The organism is Streptomyces sp. NPDC056835, assembly GCF_042789485.1.
In the GTDB taxonomy this organism is placed as follows: Bacteria; Actinomycetota; Actinomycetes; order Streptomycetales; family Streptomycetaceae; genus Streptomyces.
The window spans coordinates 1-15,634 of the sequence record NZ_JBHUBB010000038.1 but is presented as its reverse complement, the minus strand read 5'-3'; the positions used below and the strand labels follow the sequence as shown (position 1 = coordinate 15,634).

Annotated in this window: 12 protein-coding genes; all 12 read left to right on the top strand. The window is 70.9% G+C overall.

Features of this window, described 5'->3' with window-relative positions; genetic code table 11:
* Complete coding sequence (locus ACFRMN_RS32465) at positions 1–1,290, top strand: dihydroorotase (RefSeq protein WP_383026460.1); 1,290 nt, start codon at positions 1–3, stop codon at positions 1,288–1,290.
* Positions 1,287–1,865 carry a hypothetical protein gene (locus ACFRMN_RS32460; RefSeq protein WP_383026457.1) on the top strand — a complete coding sequence of 193 codons (579 nt, stop codon included), beginning with the start codon at positions 1,287–1,289 and terminating at the stop codon, positions 1,863–1,865. Before ACFRMN_RS32465 ends, ACFRMN_RS32460 begins: the two co-directional genes overlap by 4 nt.
* Positions 1,862–3,034, top strand: a complete 1,173-nt coding sequence (carA, locus tag ACFRMN_RS32455; protein WP_383026454.1) for a glutamine-hydrolyzing carbamoyl-phosphate synthase small subunit — start codon at positions 1,862–1,864, stop codon at positions 3,032–3,034. Before ACFRMN_RS32460 ends, carA begins: the two co-directional genes overlap by 4 nt.
* Positions 3,027–6,362: a carbamoyl-phosphate synthase large subunit gene (gene carB / locus ACFRMN_RS32450; protein WP_383026451.1), complete on the top strand. Its 3,336-nt coding sequence runs from the start codon at positions 3,027–3,029 to the stop codon at positions 6,360–6,362. Before carA ends, carB begins: the two co-directional genes overlap by 8 nt.
* Before the next feature lie 109 nt (positions 6,363–6,471).
* Positions 6,472–7,581 (top strand): quinone-dependent dihydroorotate dehydrogenase, encoded by a 1,110-nt coding sequence (locus tag ACFRMN_RS32445; RefSeq protein WP_383026449.1) that lies wholly within the window; start codon positions 6,472–6,474, stop codon positions 7,579–7,581.
* Positions 7,578–8,441, top strand: a complete 864-nt coding sequence (gene pyrF, locus ACFRMN_RS32440; protein ID WP_383026446.1) for an orotidine-5'-phosphate decarboxylase — start codon at positions 7,578–7,580, stop codon at positions 8,439–8,441. Before ACFRMN_RS32445 ends, pyrF begins: the two co-directional genes overlap by 4 nt.
* A gap of 366 nt (positions 8,442–8,807) precedes the next feature.
* Positions 8,808–9,131, top strand: a complete 324-nt coding sequence (locus tag ACFRMN_RS32435) for an integration host factor (protein ID WP_114621852.1) — start codon at positions 8,808–8,810, stop codon at positions 9,129–9,131.
* Positions 9,132–9,169: 38 nt separating this feature from the next.
* A complete protein-coding gene (gene gmk, locus ACFRMN_RS32430; RefSeq protein WP_383026442.1) occupies positions 9,170–9,733 on the top strand; it encodes a guanylate kinase in 564 nt (187 codons plus the stop codon).
* Between the two features lie 77 nt (positions 9,734–9,810).
* Positions 9,811–10,083: a DNA-directed RNA polymerase subunit omega gene (rpoZ, locus tag ACFRMN_RS32425; RefSeq protein WP_030355514.1), complete on the top strand. Its 273-nt coding sequence runs from the start codon at positions 9,811–9,813 to the stop codon at positions 10,081–10,083.
* 171 nt (positions 10,084–10,254) lie between these two features.
* A complete protein-coding gene (gene coaBC / locus ACFRMN_RS32420) occupies positions 10,255–11,460 on the top strand; it encodes a bifunctional phosphopantothenoylcysteine decarboxylase/phosphopantothenate--cysteine ligase CoaBC (RefSeq protein ID WP_383026440.1) in 1,206 nt (401 codons plus the stop codon).
* A 376-nt stretch (positions 11,461–11,836) separates the two neighbouring features.
* On the top strand, positions 11,837–13,045 hold the full coding sequence (metK, locus tag ACFRMN_RS32415; protein WP_383026438.1) for a methionine adenosyltransferase: 1,209 nt from the start codon (positions 11,837–11,839) through the stop codon (positions 13,043–13,045).
* Positions 13,046–13,204: 159 nt separating this feature from the next.
* The gene (locus ACFRMN_RS32410; protein WP_383026435.1) at positions 13,205–15,379 is read left to right on the top strand and encodes a primosomal protein N'; all 2,175 of its coding nucleotides are present in this window, start codon (positions 13,205–13,207) and stop codon (positions 15,377–15,379) included.
* Positions 15,380–15,634: the final 255 nt, after the last annotated feature.

The following is a 15,634-nucleotide window of genomic DNA, read 5'->3' as shown; positions in this document are numbered from 1 at the left end:
ATGAGCAAGATTCTGATCCGGGGCGCGCGGGTACTGGGCGGCGAACCACAGGACGTACTGATCGACGGCGAGACCATCGCCCAGGTGGGCAGCGGACTGCCCGCGGACGGCGCGACGACCGTCATCGAGGCCGAGGGCCGGATCCTGCTGCCCGGTCTGGTCGATCTGCACACCCATCTGCGCGAGCCCGGCCGCGAGGACTCCGAGACCGTGCTGACCGGTACGAAGGCCGCGGCCGTGGGCGGTTTCACCGCCGTCCACGCCATGGCGAACACCTTCCCGGTGGCCGACACCGCCGGTGTGGTCGAGCAGGTCTGGCGGCTGGGCAGGGAATCGGGCTACTGCGACGTCCAGCCCGTCGGCGCCGTCACGGTCGGTCTGGAGGGCAAGCAGCTGGCCGAGCTGGGCGCGATGCACGACTCGGCCGCCGCCGTCCGGGTCTTCTCCGACGACGGCAAGTGCGTGGACGACGCGGTGATCATGCGCCGCGCGCTGGAGTACGTGAAGGCCTTCGACGGGGTGATCGCCCAGCACGCCCAGGAACCGCGGCTGACCGAGGGCGCCCAGATGAACGAGGGCATCGTCTCGGCCGAGCTCGGGCTCGGCGGCTGGCCCGCCGTGGCCGAGGAGTCGATCATCGCCCGTGATGTACTCCTCGCCGCCCATGTCGGCTCCCGCGTGCACATCTGCCATCTCTCCACCGCAGGCTCGGTGGAGCTGGTCCGCTGGGCGAAGTCCAAGGGGTGGAACGTCACCGCCGAGGTCACCCCGCACCATCTGCTGCTCACCGACGAACTCGTACGGTCGTACAACCCCGTCTACAAGGTGAACCCGCCGCTGCGTACCGAGGCCGATGTGACGGCCCTGCGCGAGGCGCTCGCGGACGGGACGATCGACTGCGTCGCCACCGACCACGCGCCGCACCCCCACGAGGACAAGGACTGCGAGTGGGCCGCCGCGGCCATGGGCATGGTGGGGCTGGAGACGGCGCTGTCGGTGGTCCAGGAGACGATGGTCGAGACCGGACTGCTCGACTGGGCCGGGGTCGCCGACCGGATGTCGTTCCGGCCGGCCCTCATCGGCAGGCTCGACGGCCACGGCCGTCCCGTCTCGCCGGGTGAGCCCGCCAACCTGACCCTGGTGGATCCGGCATACCGTGGTGCCGTGGACCCCGCGGGGTTCGCCTCCCGCAGCCGTAACACCCCCTACGAGGGGCGTGAGCTGCCGGGGCGGGTGACCCACACCTTCCTGCGGGGCCGTGCCACGGTCGTCGACGGGAATCTGGCGTGAGTACTGCGAACCTTCTGCTTCCTCTGGCCGCCGAACAGAAATCGGCGGAGGTGACCGACTGGGCCGCCCGGATCGGCTGGGTCCTCGGTCTGCTGCTGTTCATCGCCTTCGTGTACTGGCTGATGCGCCAGGGCTGGAAGTGGCGCGGCAGTCTCCAGTCCGATCTGCCGGAGCTGCCCAGCGCGCCCGAGGCGCCCGGTGCGGCCAAGCTGAGCATGAGCGGCCGCTACCACGGCTCCACCACCGCCGGGCAGTGGCTCGACCGGATCGTGGCCCATGGCCTGGGCGCGCGCAGCCGCGTCGAGCTGACGCTCACCGACGCGGGGCTGGATGTCGTACGCCCCGGCGCGAACGACTTCTTCGTCCCGGCCGACCGGCTGCGCGAGGCCCGGCTCGACAAGGGCATCGCGGGCAAGGTCCTGGCCGAGGGCGGACTGCTGATCGTCACCTGGCAGCACGGCGACAAGCTGATCGACTCCGGCTTCCGCTCCGACCGCTCCGCCGAGCACACCGCCTGGGTCGAGGCCATCAACTTCATGAACCAGTTCACGACGACGGAAGGCCCCGCACGATGACCACCTCCACCCCGGGAACCGCCCGCGACAAGGCGACTCCCGCCGTACTCGTCCTGGAGGACGGCCGCAGCTTCCGCGGCCGTGCCTACGGGGCCGTGGGGGAGACCTTCGGCGAGGCGGTGTTCTCCACCGGCATGACCGGCTACCAGGAGACCCTGACCGACCCGTCGTACCACCGCCAGGTCGTCGTGATGACCGCGCCGCACATCGGCAACACCGGCGTCAACGACGAGGACGCCGAATCGCGGCGGATCTGGGTCTCCGGCTATGTCGTACGCGACCCCGCGCGCACCCCCTCCAACTGGCGCTCCCGGCGCTCCCTCGACGACGAACTCGTCGCCCAGGGCGTCGTCGGCATCAGCGGGATCGACACCCGCGCGCTCACCCGCCATCTGCGCGAGCGCGGCGCGATGCGCGTCGGCATCTTCTCCGGCGCCTCCCTGGCCGACGAGGCGACGCTGCTCGCCCGTGTCCAGCGGGCTCCCGAGATGACCGGCGCCGACCTGTCCGCCGAGGTCGCCACCGAGCGGAGTTACGTCGTCCCCGCGCTCGGCCCCGACGGCGAGGCCGTCCCGCTGGGCACCGCGCGCCTCACCGTCGCCGCGCTCGACCTGGGCATCAAGGGCATGACCCCGCACCGGATGGCCGAGCGCGGCATAGAGGTGCATGTGCTGCCCGCCACCGCCACCCTCGACGAGGTGTACGCCATCGGCCCCGACGGAGTCTTCCTCTCCAACGGCCCCGGCGACCCGGCCACCGCCGACCTCACCGTCGTCAAGGGCGTGCTGGAGCGCGGCACCCCGCTCTTCGGCATCTGCTTCGGCAACCAGCTGCTCGGCCGCGCGCTCGGCTTCGGCACGTACAAGCTGAAGTACGGGCACCGGGGCATCAACCAGCCCGTGCAGGACCGTACGACCGGCAAGGTCGAGGTCACCGCCCACAACCACGGATTCGCCGTCGACGCACCGCTCGACCGGGTCTCCGACACCCCCTACGGCCGCGCCGAGGTCTCCCACGTCTGTCTCAACGACAACGTGGTCGAGGGGCTCAGGCTGCTCGACCGGCCGGTCTTCAGCGTTCAGTACCACCCCGAGGCCGCCGCGGGCCCGCACGACGCCGCGTACCTGTTCGACCGCTTCACACAGCTCATGGAGGGCCAGCGTGCCTAAGCGCACCGATATCCAGTCCGTCCTGGTCATCGGTTCAGGACCGATCGTCATCGGCCAGGCCGCTGAGTTCGACTACTCCGGTACCCAGGCGTGCCGCGTCCTCAAGTCCGAGGGTCTGCGGGTCATCCTGGTCAACTCCAACCCCGCCACGATCATGACGGACCCGGAGATCGCCGACGCCACCTATGTCGAGCCGATCACCCCCGACTTCGTCGAGAAGATCATCGCCAAGGAGCGCCCCGACGCGCTGCTGCCCACCCTCGGTGGACAGACCGCGCTCAACACCGCGATCTCGCTCCATGACGCGGGCACGCTCGACAAGTACGGCGTCGAGCTGATCGGCGCCAATGTCGAGGCGATCAACAAGGGCGAGGACCGCGACCTCTTCAAGGGCGTCGTCAACGCCGTCCACGCCAAGATCGGCCACGGCGAGTCCGCGCGTTCGGTCATCTGCCACTCCATGGACGACGTGCTCAAGGGCGTCGACGAACTCGGCGGCTACCCCGTCGTCGTACGCCCCTCCTTCACCATGGGCGGCGCCGGCTCCGGATTCGCGCACACCGAGGAGGATCTGCGCCGGATCGCCGGACAGGGCCTGATGCTCTCCCCGACCACCGAGGTGCTCCTGGAGGAGTCCATCCTCGGCTGGAAGGAGTACGAGCTGGAGCTGATGCGCGACAAGCACGACAACGTCGTGGTCGTCTGCTCCATCGAGAACTTCGACCCGATGGGCGTGCACACCGGCGACTCGATCACCGTCGCGCCCGCGATGACGCTCACCGACCGGGAGTACCAGATCCTGCGGGACATCGGCATCGCCGTGATCCGCGAGGTAGGCGTCGACACCGGCGGCTGCAACATCCAGTTCGCGATCAACCCCGACGACGGCCGGGTCATCGTCATCGAGATGAACCCGCGCGTCTCCCGCTCCTCCGCGCTCGCCTCCAAGGCCACCGGCTTCCCGATCGCGAAGATCGCCGCCCGGCTCGCCATCGGCTACACGCTGGACGAGATCCCCAACGACATCACCGAGAAGACCCCGGCGTCCTTCGAGCCCACGCTCGACTATGTCGTCGTGAAGGTGCCGCGCTTCGCCTTCGAGAAGTTCCCGGCGGCCGACGCCAGCCTCACCACCACCATGAAGTCGGTCGGCGAGGCCATGGCCATCGGCCGTAACTTCACCGAGGCGCTTCAGAAGGCGCTGCGCTCGCTGGAGAAGGCGGGCAGCCAGTTCGACTTCACCGGCGAGGCGGGCGGTCCCGCCGAGAAGCACGCGCTGCTGGAGACCTCCAAGGTCCCCACCGACGGCCGGATCAACACCGTCATGCGCGCCATCCGGGCCGGTGCCACCCCCGAGGAGGTCTTCGACGCGACGAAGATCGACCCGTGGTTCGTCGACCAGCTGTTCCTGATCAAGGAGTACGCGGACGAGCTGGCCGCGGCGCCCGAGCTCGACCCCGGACTGCTCGCCGAGGCGAAGCGGCACGGCTTCTCCGACGCGCAGATCGCCGGTATCCGCGGGCTGCGCGAGGACGTGGTCCGCGAGGTCAGGCACGCGCTCGGCATCCGCCCGGTCTACAAGACGGTCGACACCTGCGCCGCCGAGTTCGCCGCGAAGACCCCGTACTTCTACTCCTCGTACGACGAGGAGAGCGAGGTCGCGCCGCGCGAGAAGCCCGCCGTGATCATCCTCGGCTCCGGTCCCAACAGGATCGGCCAGGGCATCGAGTTCGACTACTCCTGTGTCCACGCCTCCTTCGCGCTCAGCGCGGCGCCGACTCCTGTGGGCGGCTACGAGACCGTGATGGTCAACTGCAACCCGGAGACGGTCTCCACCGACTACGACACCTCCGACCGGCTCTACTTCGAGCCGCTCACCCTGGAGGACGTCCTGGAGATCGTGCACGCCGAGACGCTGGCCGGGCCCATCGCGGGCGTCATCGTCCAGCTCGGCGGCCAGACCCCGCTGGGCCTCGCCCAGGCGCTCAAGGACAACGGCGTACCGGTCGTCGGCACGCCTCCCGAGGCGATCCACGCCGCCGAGGACCGCGGCGCCTTCGGCCGGGTCCTCGCCGAGGCCGGGCTGCCCGCGCCCAAGCACGGCACCGCCACCACCTTCGCCGAGGCCAAGGCCATCGCCGACGAGATCGGCTACCCCGTGCTGGTCCGGCCCTCGTACGTCCTCGGCGGGCGCGGCATGGAGATCGTGTACGACGAGATCAGGCTCTCCTCGTACATCGCCGAGTCCACCGAGATCAGCCCCACCCGGCCGGTCCTGGTGGACCGGTTCCTCGACGACGCCATCGAGATCGACGTCGACGCGCTCTACGACGGTACGGAGCTGTACCTCGGCGGTGTCATGGAGCACATCGAGGAGGCCGGGATCCACTCCGGCGACTCGGCGTGCGCGCTGCCGCCCATCACGCTGGGCGGCTTCGACATCAAGCGGCTGCGCGCCTCGACCGAGGCCATCGCCAAGGGGGTCGGGGTCCGCGGGCTGATCAATATCCAGTTCGCGATGGCCGGCGACATCCTGTACGTCCTGGAGGCCAACCCGCGCGCCTCCCGTACGGTCCCCTTCACCTCCAAGGCGACGGCCGTACCGCTCGCCAAGGCGGCGGCCCGTATCTCGCTCGGCGCCACCGTCGCCGAACTGCGCGCCGAGGGACTGCTGCCGGCCCAGGGCGACGGCGGCACGCTGCCGCTCGACGCCCCGATCTCCGTCAAGGAGGCCGTGATGCCGTGGTCGCGCTTCCGCGACATCCACGGACGCGGGGTGGACACCGTCCTCGGCCCGGAGATGCGCTCCACCGGTGAGGTCATGGGCATCGACTCCGCCTTCGGCACGGCGTACGCCAAATCGCAGGCCGGCGCGTACGGCCCGCTGCCCACCAAGGGCCGCGCCTTCATCTCCGTCGCCAACCGCGACAAGCGCTCGATGATCTTCCCGGCGCGTGAGCTGGTCGCCCACGGCTTCGAGCTGCTGGCCACCTCGGGCACCGCGGAGGTGCTCAAGCGGAACGGCATAAACGCCACCGTCGTACGCAAGCAGAGCGAGGGCGAGGGCCCGGACGGCGAGAAGACCATCGTCCAGCTGATCCACGACGGAGGTGTCGACCTGATCGTCAACACCCCGTACGGCACCGGCGGCCGGCTCGACGGCTACGACATCCGCACGGCGGCCGTGGCACGCGGCGTCCCCTGCCTGACGACGGTCCAGGCGCTGGCCGCCGCCGTCCAGGGCATCGACGCCCTCAAACACGGCGAGGTCGGGGTCCGTTCCCTCCAGGAACACGCCGAACACCTGATCGCGGCACGCGAGAGCTAGGCCCTGTCCGGTCGTCCGGTCGTAGGAGGGGGGACACCGAAGCCGGTGTCCCCCCTCCTCATGAGGTCTCTTCGAGGACACACCACTCCGTTGGAGGACACACCACTCCATGTACAAGATCTTCTTCAGGCTGGTCTTCCGCCGGATGGACCCGGAGCGGGCTCACCACCTGGCGTTCCGCTGGATCCGGCTCGCCGCCCGTATCCCCGTCCTGCGTACGTTCGTCGCCGCCGCCCTCGCGCCGCGCCACCGCGAACTGCGCACGGAGGCGTTCGGACTGCGGATGCACGGCCCCTTCGGGCTCGCCGCGGGCTTCGACAAGAACGCCGTGGCCATCGACGGCATGACGATGCTCGGCTTCGACCACGTCGAGATCGGCACGGTCACCGGCGAGCCGCAGCCCGGCAACCCGAAGACGCGGCTCTTCCGGCTTGTCGCCGACCGCGCGCTGATCAACCGGATGGGCTTCAACAACGAGGGCTCGGCCGTCGTCGCGGCCCGGCTGGCGGCGCGCAGGCCGGTCTTCAGGACCACCGTCGGCGTCAACATCGGCAAGACCAAGGTCGTCCCCGAGAGTGAGGCGATCGGCGACTATGTGCTCTCGACGGAGCGACTGGCCGGACACGCCGACTATCTCGTGGTCAATGTCAGCTCGCCCAACACCCCCGGGCTGCGCAGCCTCCAGGCCGTCGACCAGCTGAGGCCGCTGCTCACCGCCGTACGCGAGGCCGCCGACCGCACCGTCACCCACCGCCGGGTGCCGCTTCTGGTCAAGATCGCGCCCGATCTCGCCGACGAGGACATCGACGCCGTCGCCGACCTGGCCGTGGAACTGAGTCTGGACGGCATCATCGCCACCAACACCACCATCGCGCGCGACGGGCTCGGCCTGGTCTCGGATCCGGCCCTGGTCGCGGAGACGGGCGGACTGTCCGGCGGGCCGCTGAAGGCACGCTCACTGGAGGTGCTGCGCCGGCTGTACGCGCGCGTGGGCGACCGGATCACGCTCGTCGGGGTCGGCGGGATCGAGACCGCAGAGGACGCCTGGCAGCGGGTCCTCGCGGGCGCCACGCTCGTCCAGGGCTACAGCGCCTTCATCTACGAGGGCCCGTTCTGGAGCCGCGCGATCCACAAGGGGCTCGCCGCCCGGCTGGCGGTCAGTCCGTACGCCACGCTCGCCGAGGCCGTCGGCGCCGACACCCGGAAGGTGACCGCATGACCCCCACCGCTTCCGCCCCGACCTCGCTGGAGCCCTTCGGGGCCCGGCTGCGGCGCGCCATGGACACCCGCGGACCGCTCTGCGTCGGCATCGACCCGCACGGCTCGCTGCTCACGGACTGGGGCCTGGGCGACGACATCGCGGGCCTGGAGCGCTTCGCCCGTACGACGGTGGAGGCGCTGGCGGACCGGGTGGCCGTGCTCAAGCCGCAGTCGGCGTTCTTCGAGCGCTTCGGATCGCGTGGGATCGCCGTCCTGGAGAAGACCGTCGCGGAGGCGCGGGCGGCCGGGGCGCTGGTCCTGATGGACGCCAAGCGCGGCGACATCGGCTCCACCATGGGCGCGTACGCGGCGACCTATCTGAACCAGGGCTCGCCGCTCTTCTCGGACGCCGTCACGGTCTCCCCGTATCTCGGCTTCGAGTCGCTGCGTCCGGCGCTGGACGCGGCCGCGCTCTCCGGCTCGGGTGTCTTCGTACTCGCGCTGACCTCCAACCCCGAGGGCGCGGAGGTGCAGCGCGCCACCGCCGCCGACGGCCGGCCGGTCGCGCGGCTGATGCTGGACCACATGGCGGCGGAGAACGCGGGCGTGACCCCGCTCGGCTCGGTCGGCGCGGTCGTCGGCGCGACCCTGGGGGACGTGGGCGTCGATCTCGCGATCAACGGGCCGCTGCTCGCGCCCGGCATCGGCGCGCAGGGCGCGACCCCGGCCGATCTGCCCGGCGTGTTCGGTACGGCGGTCGGCAATGTGGTCCCGAGCGTCAGCCGGGGCGTGCTGCGGCACGGTCCGGACCTCGGCGCGCTGAGGGAGGCGGCGAAGCGTTTCGCCGATGAGGTGAGGGTGGCCGTCGGGGGCGCGTAGGGCATGCGGGCGGACCCGCTCGGGGCGTGCGCCGGGGGAGTGTCGGAAGGCTTTCGGTGGTGCGGCAGCCGGCTTTCCGCGGCGTGCCGGGGCGCTTTGAGAGGTGACGCTGAACACCAGGGGAACACCGCTGGGACGCCGATGAAGAGGTTCTTGGCGGAAAAGCTGGGCAATATGCCTGAAATGTCCGGCCCGATCGACGTTGACCAGGACTTTTCGTCTGTTCTCGCTGACTCCGGCGGCCATGGCCGCTAGTCTCCGTCGAGAGCCAACGTGCAGTCCGTTGCCCGTTGCTCGCCTGGTGTGGGGCGAACAGGTTCCTCACCGGTCCGTATCCGACAGTTCGACATCCGAGGTGACGTAGGCGTGGCTCTTCCGCCCCTTACCCCTGAACAGCGCGCAGCCGCGCTCGAAAAGGCCGCCGCGGCTCGCCGGGAGCGGGCCGAGGTCAAGAATCGACTCAAGCACTCCGGCGCCTCCCTCCATGACGTCATCAAGCAGGGTCAGGAGAACGACGTCATCGGGAAGATGAAGGTCTCCGCACTGCTTGAGTCCCTGCCCGGCGTGGGCAAGGTCCGCGCCAAGCAGATCATGGAGCGGCTCGGGATCTCCGAGAGCCGCCGAGTGCGTGGTCTTGGCTCCAACCAGATCGCCTCCCTGGAGCGCGAGTTCGGCGGCAAGCCCGCCTGACGTTCCCGGGCACCCCCGGGAACCTGGATAATCGCCGCATGGCAGCAGAGGTACGACCGCGGCTGACCGTGCTCTCCGGCCCCTCCGGGGTCGGTAAGAGCACGGTCGTCGCTCATATGCGCAAGGTCCACCCCGAGGTATGGCTCTCGGTGTCGGCCACCACCAGAAAGCCGCGCCCCGGCGAACGCCATGGCGTCCAGTATTTCTTCGTCACCGACGATGAATTCGACAAGCTGGTCGCCAACGGTGAGTTGCTGGAATGGGCGGAGTTCGCGGGCAATCGCTACGGCACGCCGCGCCAGGCGGTCCTCGACCGGCTGGGAGCGGGCGAGCCCGTACTGCTGGAGATCGATCTCCAGGGCGCGCGACAGGTCAAGGAGTCCATGCCCGATTCCCGGCTGGTCTTCCTGGCGCCCCCGAGCTGGGACGAGCTGGTACGCCGGCTCACCGGCCGGGGGACGGAATCGCCCGAGGTGATCGAGCGCCGGCTGGAGTCCGCCACGGTGGAGCTCGCAGCCGAGTCGGAGTTCGATACGACGCTGGTCAACACCTCGGTCGAGGACGTCGCGCGCGAGCTGCTAGCCTTGATGGCAGTTGCATGATCTTTTGTGGGCTTTCCTTCCATCGTGAATCCCGCAATTACCGATTTCTCCTTGAATTTTCTTCGGAAGGCTAGAGAGTGTCCTCTTCCATCACCACGCCCGAGGGCATCATCAACCCGCCGATCGATGAGCTGCTTGAGGCCACGGACTCGAAGTACAGCCTCGTGATCTACGCGGCCAAGCGCGCGCGCCAGATCAACGCGTACTACTCGCAGCTCGGTGAGGGCCTGCTTGAGTACGTCGGTCCGCTGGTGGACACCCACGTCCACGAGAAGCCGCTCTCGATCGCCCTGCGTGAGATCAACGCGGGTCTGCTGACCTCCGAGGCCATCGACGGCCCCGCCCAGTAGGCGTACGCGCTCTTCAGCACAGGCTTTTCAGTACAGGCTTTTCAGCACACGCTCTTCAGCACAGGCTCTTCACCAACAGGCCCGGCGGTACGACCGCCGGGCCTGTGGTGTGTCATGTCCGTAGGGCCGAGGACGGACGAGCCCGAGGGCGGACGAGAGAGGGGAGACACGGTGGACAAGCCGAAGGTCGTTCTGGGGGTCGCGGGCGGGATCGCCGCGTACAAGGCGTGCGAGCTGCTGCGCCGGCTGACCGAGTCGGGCCATGACGTACGGGTCGTACCGACCGGCTCCGCGCTGCACTTCGTCGGCGCGGCCACCTGGTCGGCCCTCTCAGGCCACCCCGTCTCCACCGAGGTCTGGACCGATGTCCACGAGGTGCCGCATGTGCGGATCGGGCAGACCGCCGATCTCGTCGTCGTCGCCCCGGCCACCGCCGATCTGCTGGCCAAGGCGGCGCACGGACTCGCCGACGACCTGCTGACCAATACGCTCCTGACCGCCCGCTGTCCTGTCGTCTTCGCGCCGGCCATGCACACGGAGATGTGGGAGCACCCCGCCACCCAGGAGAATGTCGCGACGCTCCGCCGCCGCGGCGCCGTCGTCATCGAGCCCGTCGTCGGCCGCCTCACCGGCGTCGACACGGGCAAGGGCCGGCTGCCGGACCCGGGAGAGATCTTCGAGGTCTGCCGGCGCGTACTGGCGCGCGGCGTGTCCGTACCCGACCTGGCGGGACACCATGTCGTGATCAGCGCGGGCGGTACGCGCGAGCCGCTCGACCCGGTGCGCTACCTGGGGAACCGCTCCTCCGGGAAGCAGGGGTACGCCCTGGCCCGTACGGCGGCGGCGCGGGGCGCGCGGGTCACCCTGATCGAGGCCAACACCGGGTTCACGGACCCCGCGGGCGTGGACGTGGTCCATGTCGGGACCGCCGTACAGCTGCGTGAGGCCGTACTGAAGGCAGCCGCGGCGGCCGACGCCGTTGTCATGGCGGCGGCCGTCGCCGACTTCCGGCCCGCGTCCTACGCCGAGGGCAAGATCAAGAAGAAGGACGGCGAGGAGCCCGCGCCGGTCGCGCTCGTCCGTAACCCGGACATCCTCGCCGAGATCTCCGCCGAGCGTGCCCGCCCCGGACAGGTGATCGTGGGCTTCGCGGCGGAGACGGACGATGTCCTGGCCAACGGCAGGAAGAAGCTGCGGCGCAAGGGATGCGACCTGCTGGTGGTCAATGAGGTCGGGGAGCGGAAGACCTTCGGCGCCGAGGAGAACGAGGCGGTCGTGCTCGCGGCGGACGGTGGCGAGACGGCGGTGCCGTACGGGCCCAAGGAGGCGCTGGCGGATGTCGTCTGGGACCTGGTGGCGCCGAGGCTGGGGACCTGAGGGCGGGGAGCTGTGAGGCGGGGCCCGGAGGCGGGGGCGTGGGGCGTGGGGCGTGTGGCCTCGGACTTGAACGTTCCGGCTGAACGGGAACCGTGGCGCGCGTGAATTCTTTGTTGCACCGCCTCCGTCCCGCTTTCCGGGGAATCGCCACGGTGGAGGGCCGAAAACCGAGGAATCCCGGCGTAACACCCTCTGGCCAGGAGCGATCGGCGTATCGCATAATGCAGAGCCGCGGGCGACGGACTCCCACAGATCGAGACACTTGCCCCCGTGACCCGATTCGACCGATAAAGTGGTCGTGGACCGTCGCGGGGCTGGGGCCCTCCGCCGGTCCGCCAATGATCAGCCAGCAGCCGCTGCAACCACAGGGAGCGATGTGTCCCGCCGTCTGTTCACCTCGGAGTCTGTGACCGAAGGTCACCCCGACAAGATCGCTGACCAGATCAGCGACACGATTCTTGACGCGCTCCTGCGGGAGGACCCGTCCTCCCGGGTCGCCGTGGAGACCTTGATCACCACCGGTCTGGTGCACGTGGCCGGAGAGGTGACCACCAAGGCCTACGCGCCGATCGCCCAGCTGGTGCGGAACAAGATCCTGGAGATCGGTTACGACTCCTCGAAGAAGGGCTTCGACGGCGCCTCCTGCGGCGTCTCGGTGTCCATCGGCGCACAGTCGCCCGATATCGCGCAGGGCGTCGACACGGCGTACGAGAAGCGCGTCGAGGGCGACGAGGACGAGCTGGACAAGCAGGGCGCCGGCGACCAGGGCCTGATGTTCGGCTACGCCTGCGACGAGACGCCCGAGCTGATGCCGCTCCCGATCCACCTCGCGCACCGGCTCTCGCGCCGGCTCTCCGAGGTCCGCAAGAACGGGACCATCCCGTACCTGCGCCCGGACGGCAAGACGCAGGTCACCATCGAGTACGACGGCGACAAGGCCGTCCGTCTCGACACCGTCGTCGTCTCCTCGCAGCACGCCTCGGACATCGACCTGGACTCGCTGCTCGCTCCCGACGTGCGCGAGTTCGTCGTCGAGCACGTCCTCAAGGAGCTCGTCGACGACGGCATCAAGCTGGACACCGAGGGCTACCGTCTGCTGGTCAACCCGACGGGCCGGTTCGAGATCGGCGGTCCGATGGGTGACGCGGGCCTGACCGGCCGCAAGATCATCATCGACACGTACGGCGGCATGGCCCGCCACGGCGGCGGTGCCTTCTCCGGGAAGGACCCGTCCAAGGTCGACCGCTCGGCCGCGTACGCGATGCGCTGGGTCGCGAAGAACGTCGTCGCGGCGGGCCTGGCCGCGCGCTGCGAGGTCCAGGTCGCCTACGCGATCGGCAAGGCCGAGCCGGTCGGTCTCTTCGTGGAGACCTTCGGCACGGCCACGGTCGACACGGACAAGATCGAGCAGGCCATCGCGCAGGTCTTCGACCTCCGCCCGGCGGCGATCATCCGCGACCTCGACCTGCTGCGCCCGATCTACGCCCAGACGGCGGCGTACGGCCACTTCGGCCGCGAGCTGCCCGAGTTCACCTGGGAGCGCACGGACCGCGTGGACGCCCTGCGCAAGGCCGCGGGGGTCTGACCCTTCGGGTCGCCCTTTTCAGATGTGCCGCTGATTCGGATGTGCCGCTGAGGCCCCGGACGCCACCAGGTGTCCGGGGCCTCAGCCATGGGTGCCTGTTTGTTCCACTCCCTGCCCCGTGGGCGGGCGCCGCGGGCTGGTCCTTCGGCGGGGCGGGGGATGTCGGTGCTGTCTGGTAGGTATGAAGCTGTGAGCAGCGACGACAGGCAGGCCGAGGATCCCGCCGGGGGTGGGCCTGAGCAGCTTGCGCTGATTCGGGAGAGTGTGCGGAAGGCCAAGGTGCCGCGGGCGAAGCCGCGGACGTGGCGGGGGGCCGCGCTGGCCGGGGAGCTGCCGGTCGCGCGGGTGGTGGTCAACAAAGGCGTGCTGCATCTTGATCAGTTCTTCGACTACGCCGTGCCGGAGGAGCTGGACGAGGTGGCCCAGCCGGGGGTGCGGGTGCGGGTGCGGTTCGGGGCCGGGGCGCATCAGGTTCGGGGCGGGCGGCGTGAGGGCGGGCGGCTGATCGGCGGGTTCGTCGTGGAGCGGCGGGCCGAGTCGGACTACTCCGGGCCGCTCGCCGCGCTCGCCGATGTGGTGTCGCCCGAGCCCGTGCTCAGTGCGGAGCTGCTGGGGCTGGCCCGTGCCGTCGCCGACCGGTACGCGGGAAGCCTCGCGGATGTGCTCCAGCTCGCGATTCCGCCGCGGAACGCGCGGGCCGAGTCGAAGCCCTCGCCGGAGCCGCTGCCACCGCCCGCCGCGCCGGAGGCGGGCACCTGGGAGCGGTACGTCAACGGGCCCGCGTTCCTCGCCGCGCTCGCCGGCGGCGGGGCGCCCCGGGCCGTATGGACCGCACTGCCCGGACCGCACTGGGCCGACGAGCTGGCGCGCGCCGTGGGGGCGACGCTGGCCTCGGGGCGGGGCGCGCTCGTCGTCGTACCGGACGGGAGGGTGGCCGCGCGGGTCGACACGGCGCTGACGGCGCTGCTGGGCGAAGGGCGGCACGCGCTGCTCACGGCGGAGGCGGGGCCCGAGAAGCGCTACCGGGAATGGCTCGCGGTACGGCGCGGAGCGGTACGGGCGGTCGTCGGGACCCGCGCCGCCATGTTCGCGCCGGTGCGGGACCTGGGGCTGGTGGTCATCTGGGACGACGGCGACGGCAGCCACAGCGAGCAGCACGCACCCCAGCCGCACGCACGCGAGGTACTGCTGCTGAGGGCCGCGCACGACAAGTGCGGCTTCCTGCTGGGCGGTACGTCCTGCACTGTCGAGGCGGCCCAACTGGTCGGCACCGGCTGGGCGCTGCCCCTCGTGGCCGGCCGCGAGCAGGTGCGTACGGCCGCGCCGCTGGTACGCACCATCGGCGACGGCGAGCTGGCGCGGGACGAGGCGGCGCGCGCCGCACGGCTGCCCAGTCTCGCCTGGCAGGCCGTCAGGGAAGGGCTCAAGACGGGGCCGGTGCTGGTGCAGGTGCCCCGGCGCGGCTATGTGCCCCGGCTCGCCTGCGAACGGTGCCGTACGCCCGCGCGCTGCCGGCACTGCGCGGGACCGCTGGAGGCGCCTCGGGAGCGGGAGTTGCACTGCGGCTGGTGCGGCCGGGACGAACCGGTCTGGCACTGCGTGGAGTGCGGGAGCACCCGGCTGCGCGCACAGATCGTGGGAGTGCGGCGGACGGCGGAGGAGCTGGGACGGGCGTTCCCCGCAGTCCCCGTCCGTACGTCGGGCCGCGACCACGTGCTCGATTCCGTCCCCGGCCGCCCCGCCCTCGTGGTCAGCACCCCCGGCGCCGAGCCGGTGGCGGAGGGCGGTTACGCGGCGGCGCTGCTCCTCGACGGCTGGGCGATGCTCGGGCGGCCGGATCTGCGGGCGGGGGAGGAGGCCCTGCGCCGCTGGATACAGGCGGGATCGCTGGTACGCGGACAGAGCGAGGGCGGCACGGTGGTCGTGGTCGCCGAGCCGACGCTGCGGCCGGTCCAGGCACTGGTCCGCTGGGATCCGGTGGGGCACGCGCAGCGCGAGCTGGCGGAGCGGGCCGAGCTGGGGTTTCCGCCGGTGTCGCGGATGGCGGCGGTGCTGGGGCGGGGGGAGACGGTGGCCGAGTTTCTGGCGGCGGCCGAACTGCCCGCCGACGCGCAGGTGCTGGGACCTGTGCCGCTGCCGGTCACGGATCCGGGCAGGGCGCGCCGGGCGGGCGACGTGCCGGCGGGGGAGCGGTGGGAGCGGGCGTTGGTACGGGTGCCGCCGGGGAGCGGGGCCGCGCTTGCCGGGGCGCTGAAAAGGGCGCAGGCGGCGCGGCTGGCTCGGGGCGGGGGGGATCCGGTACGGGTCAGGATCGATCCGCCGGACATCGGCTGAGGTCGCGCCTCCCGGCGGTGCGGTGCGGTGCGCCGTCCGGCGGGGTGCGCCGTCCGGCGGGGGTGCGGTGCGTCGTGCGGCGGGGGGTGCGCCGTCCGGCGGGGGTGCGGGTGCGTGCGTCGTAGTGCGGGTGCGCCGTTGTGGTGCCGGGGGCCGGGGTCTGCGGAGGTGCGTGTCCGGACTGCGCTGCGATCGATTTGCGACTCCGTCGCGTGGTCACCGCGCTTCGCGCGTGCTGCGACGCTTTACGTCCGG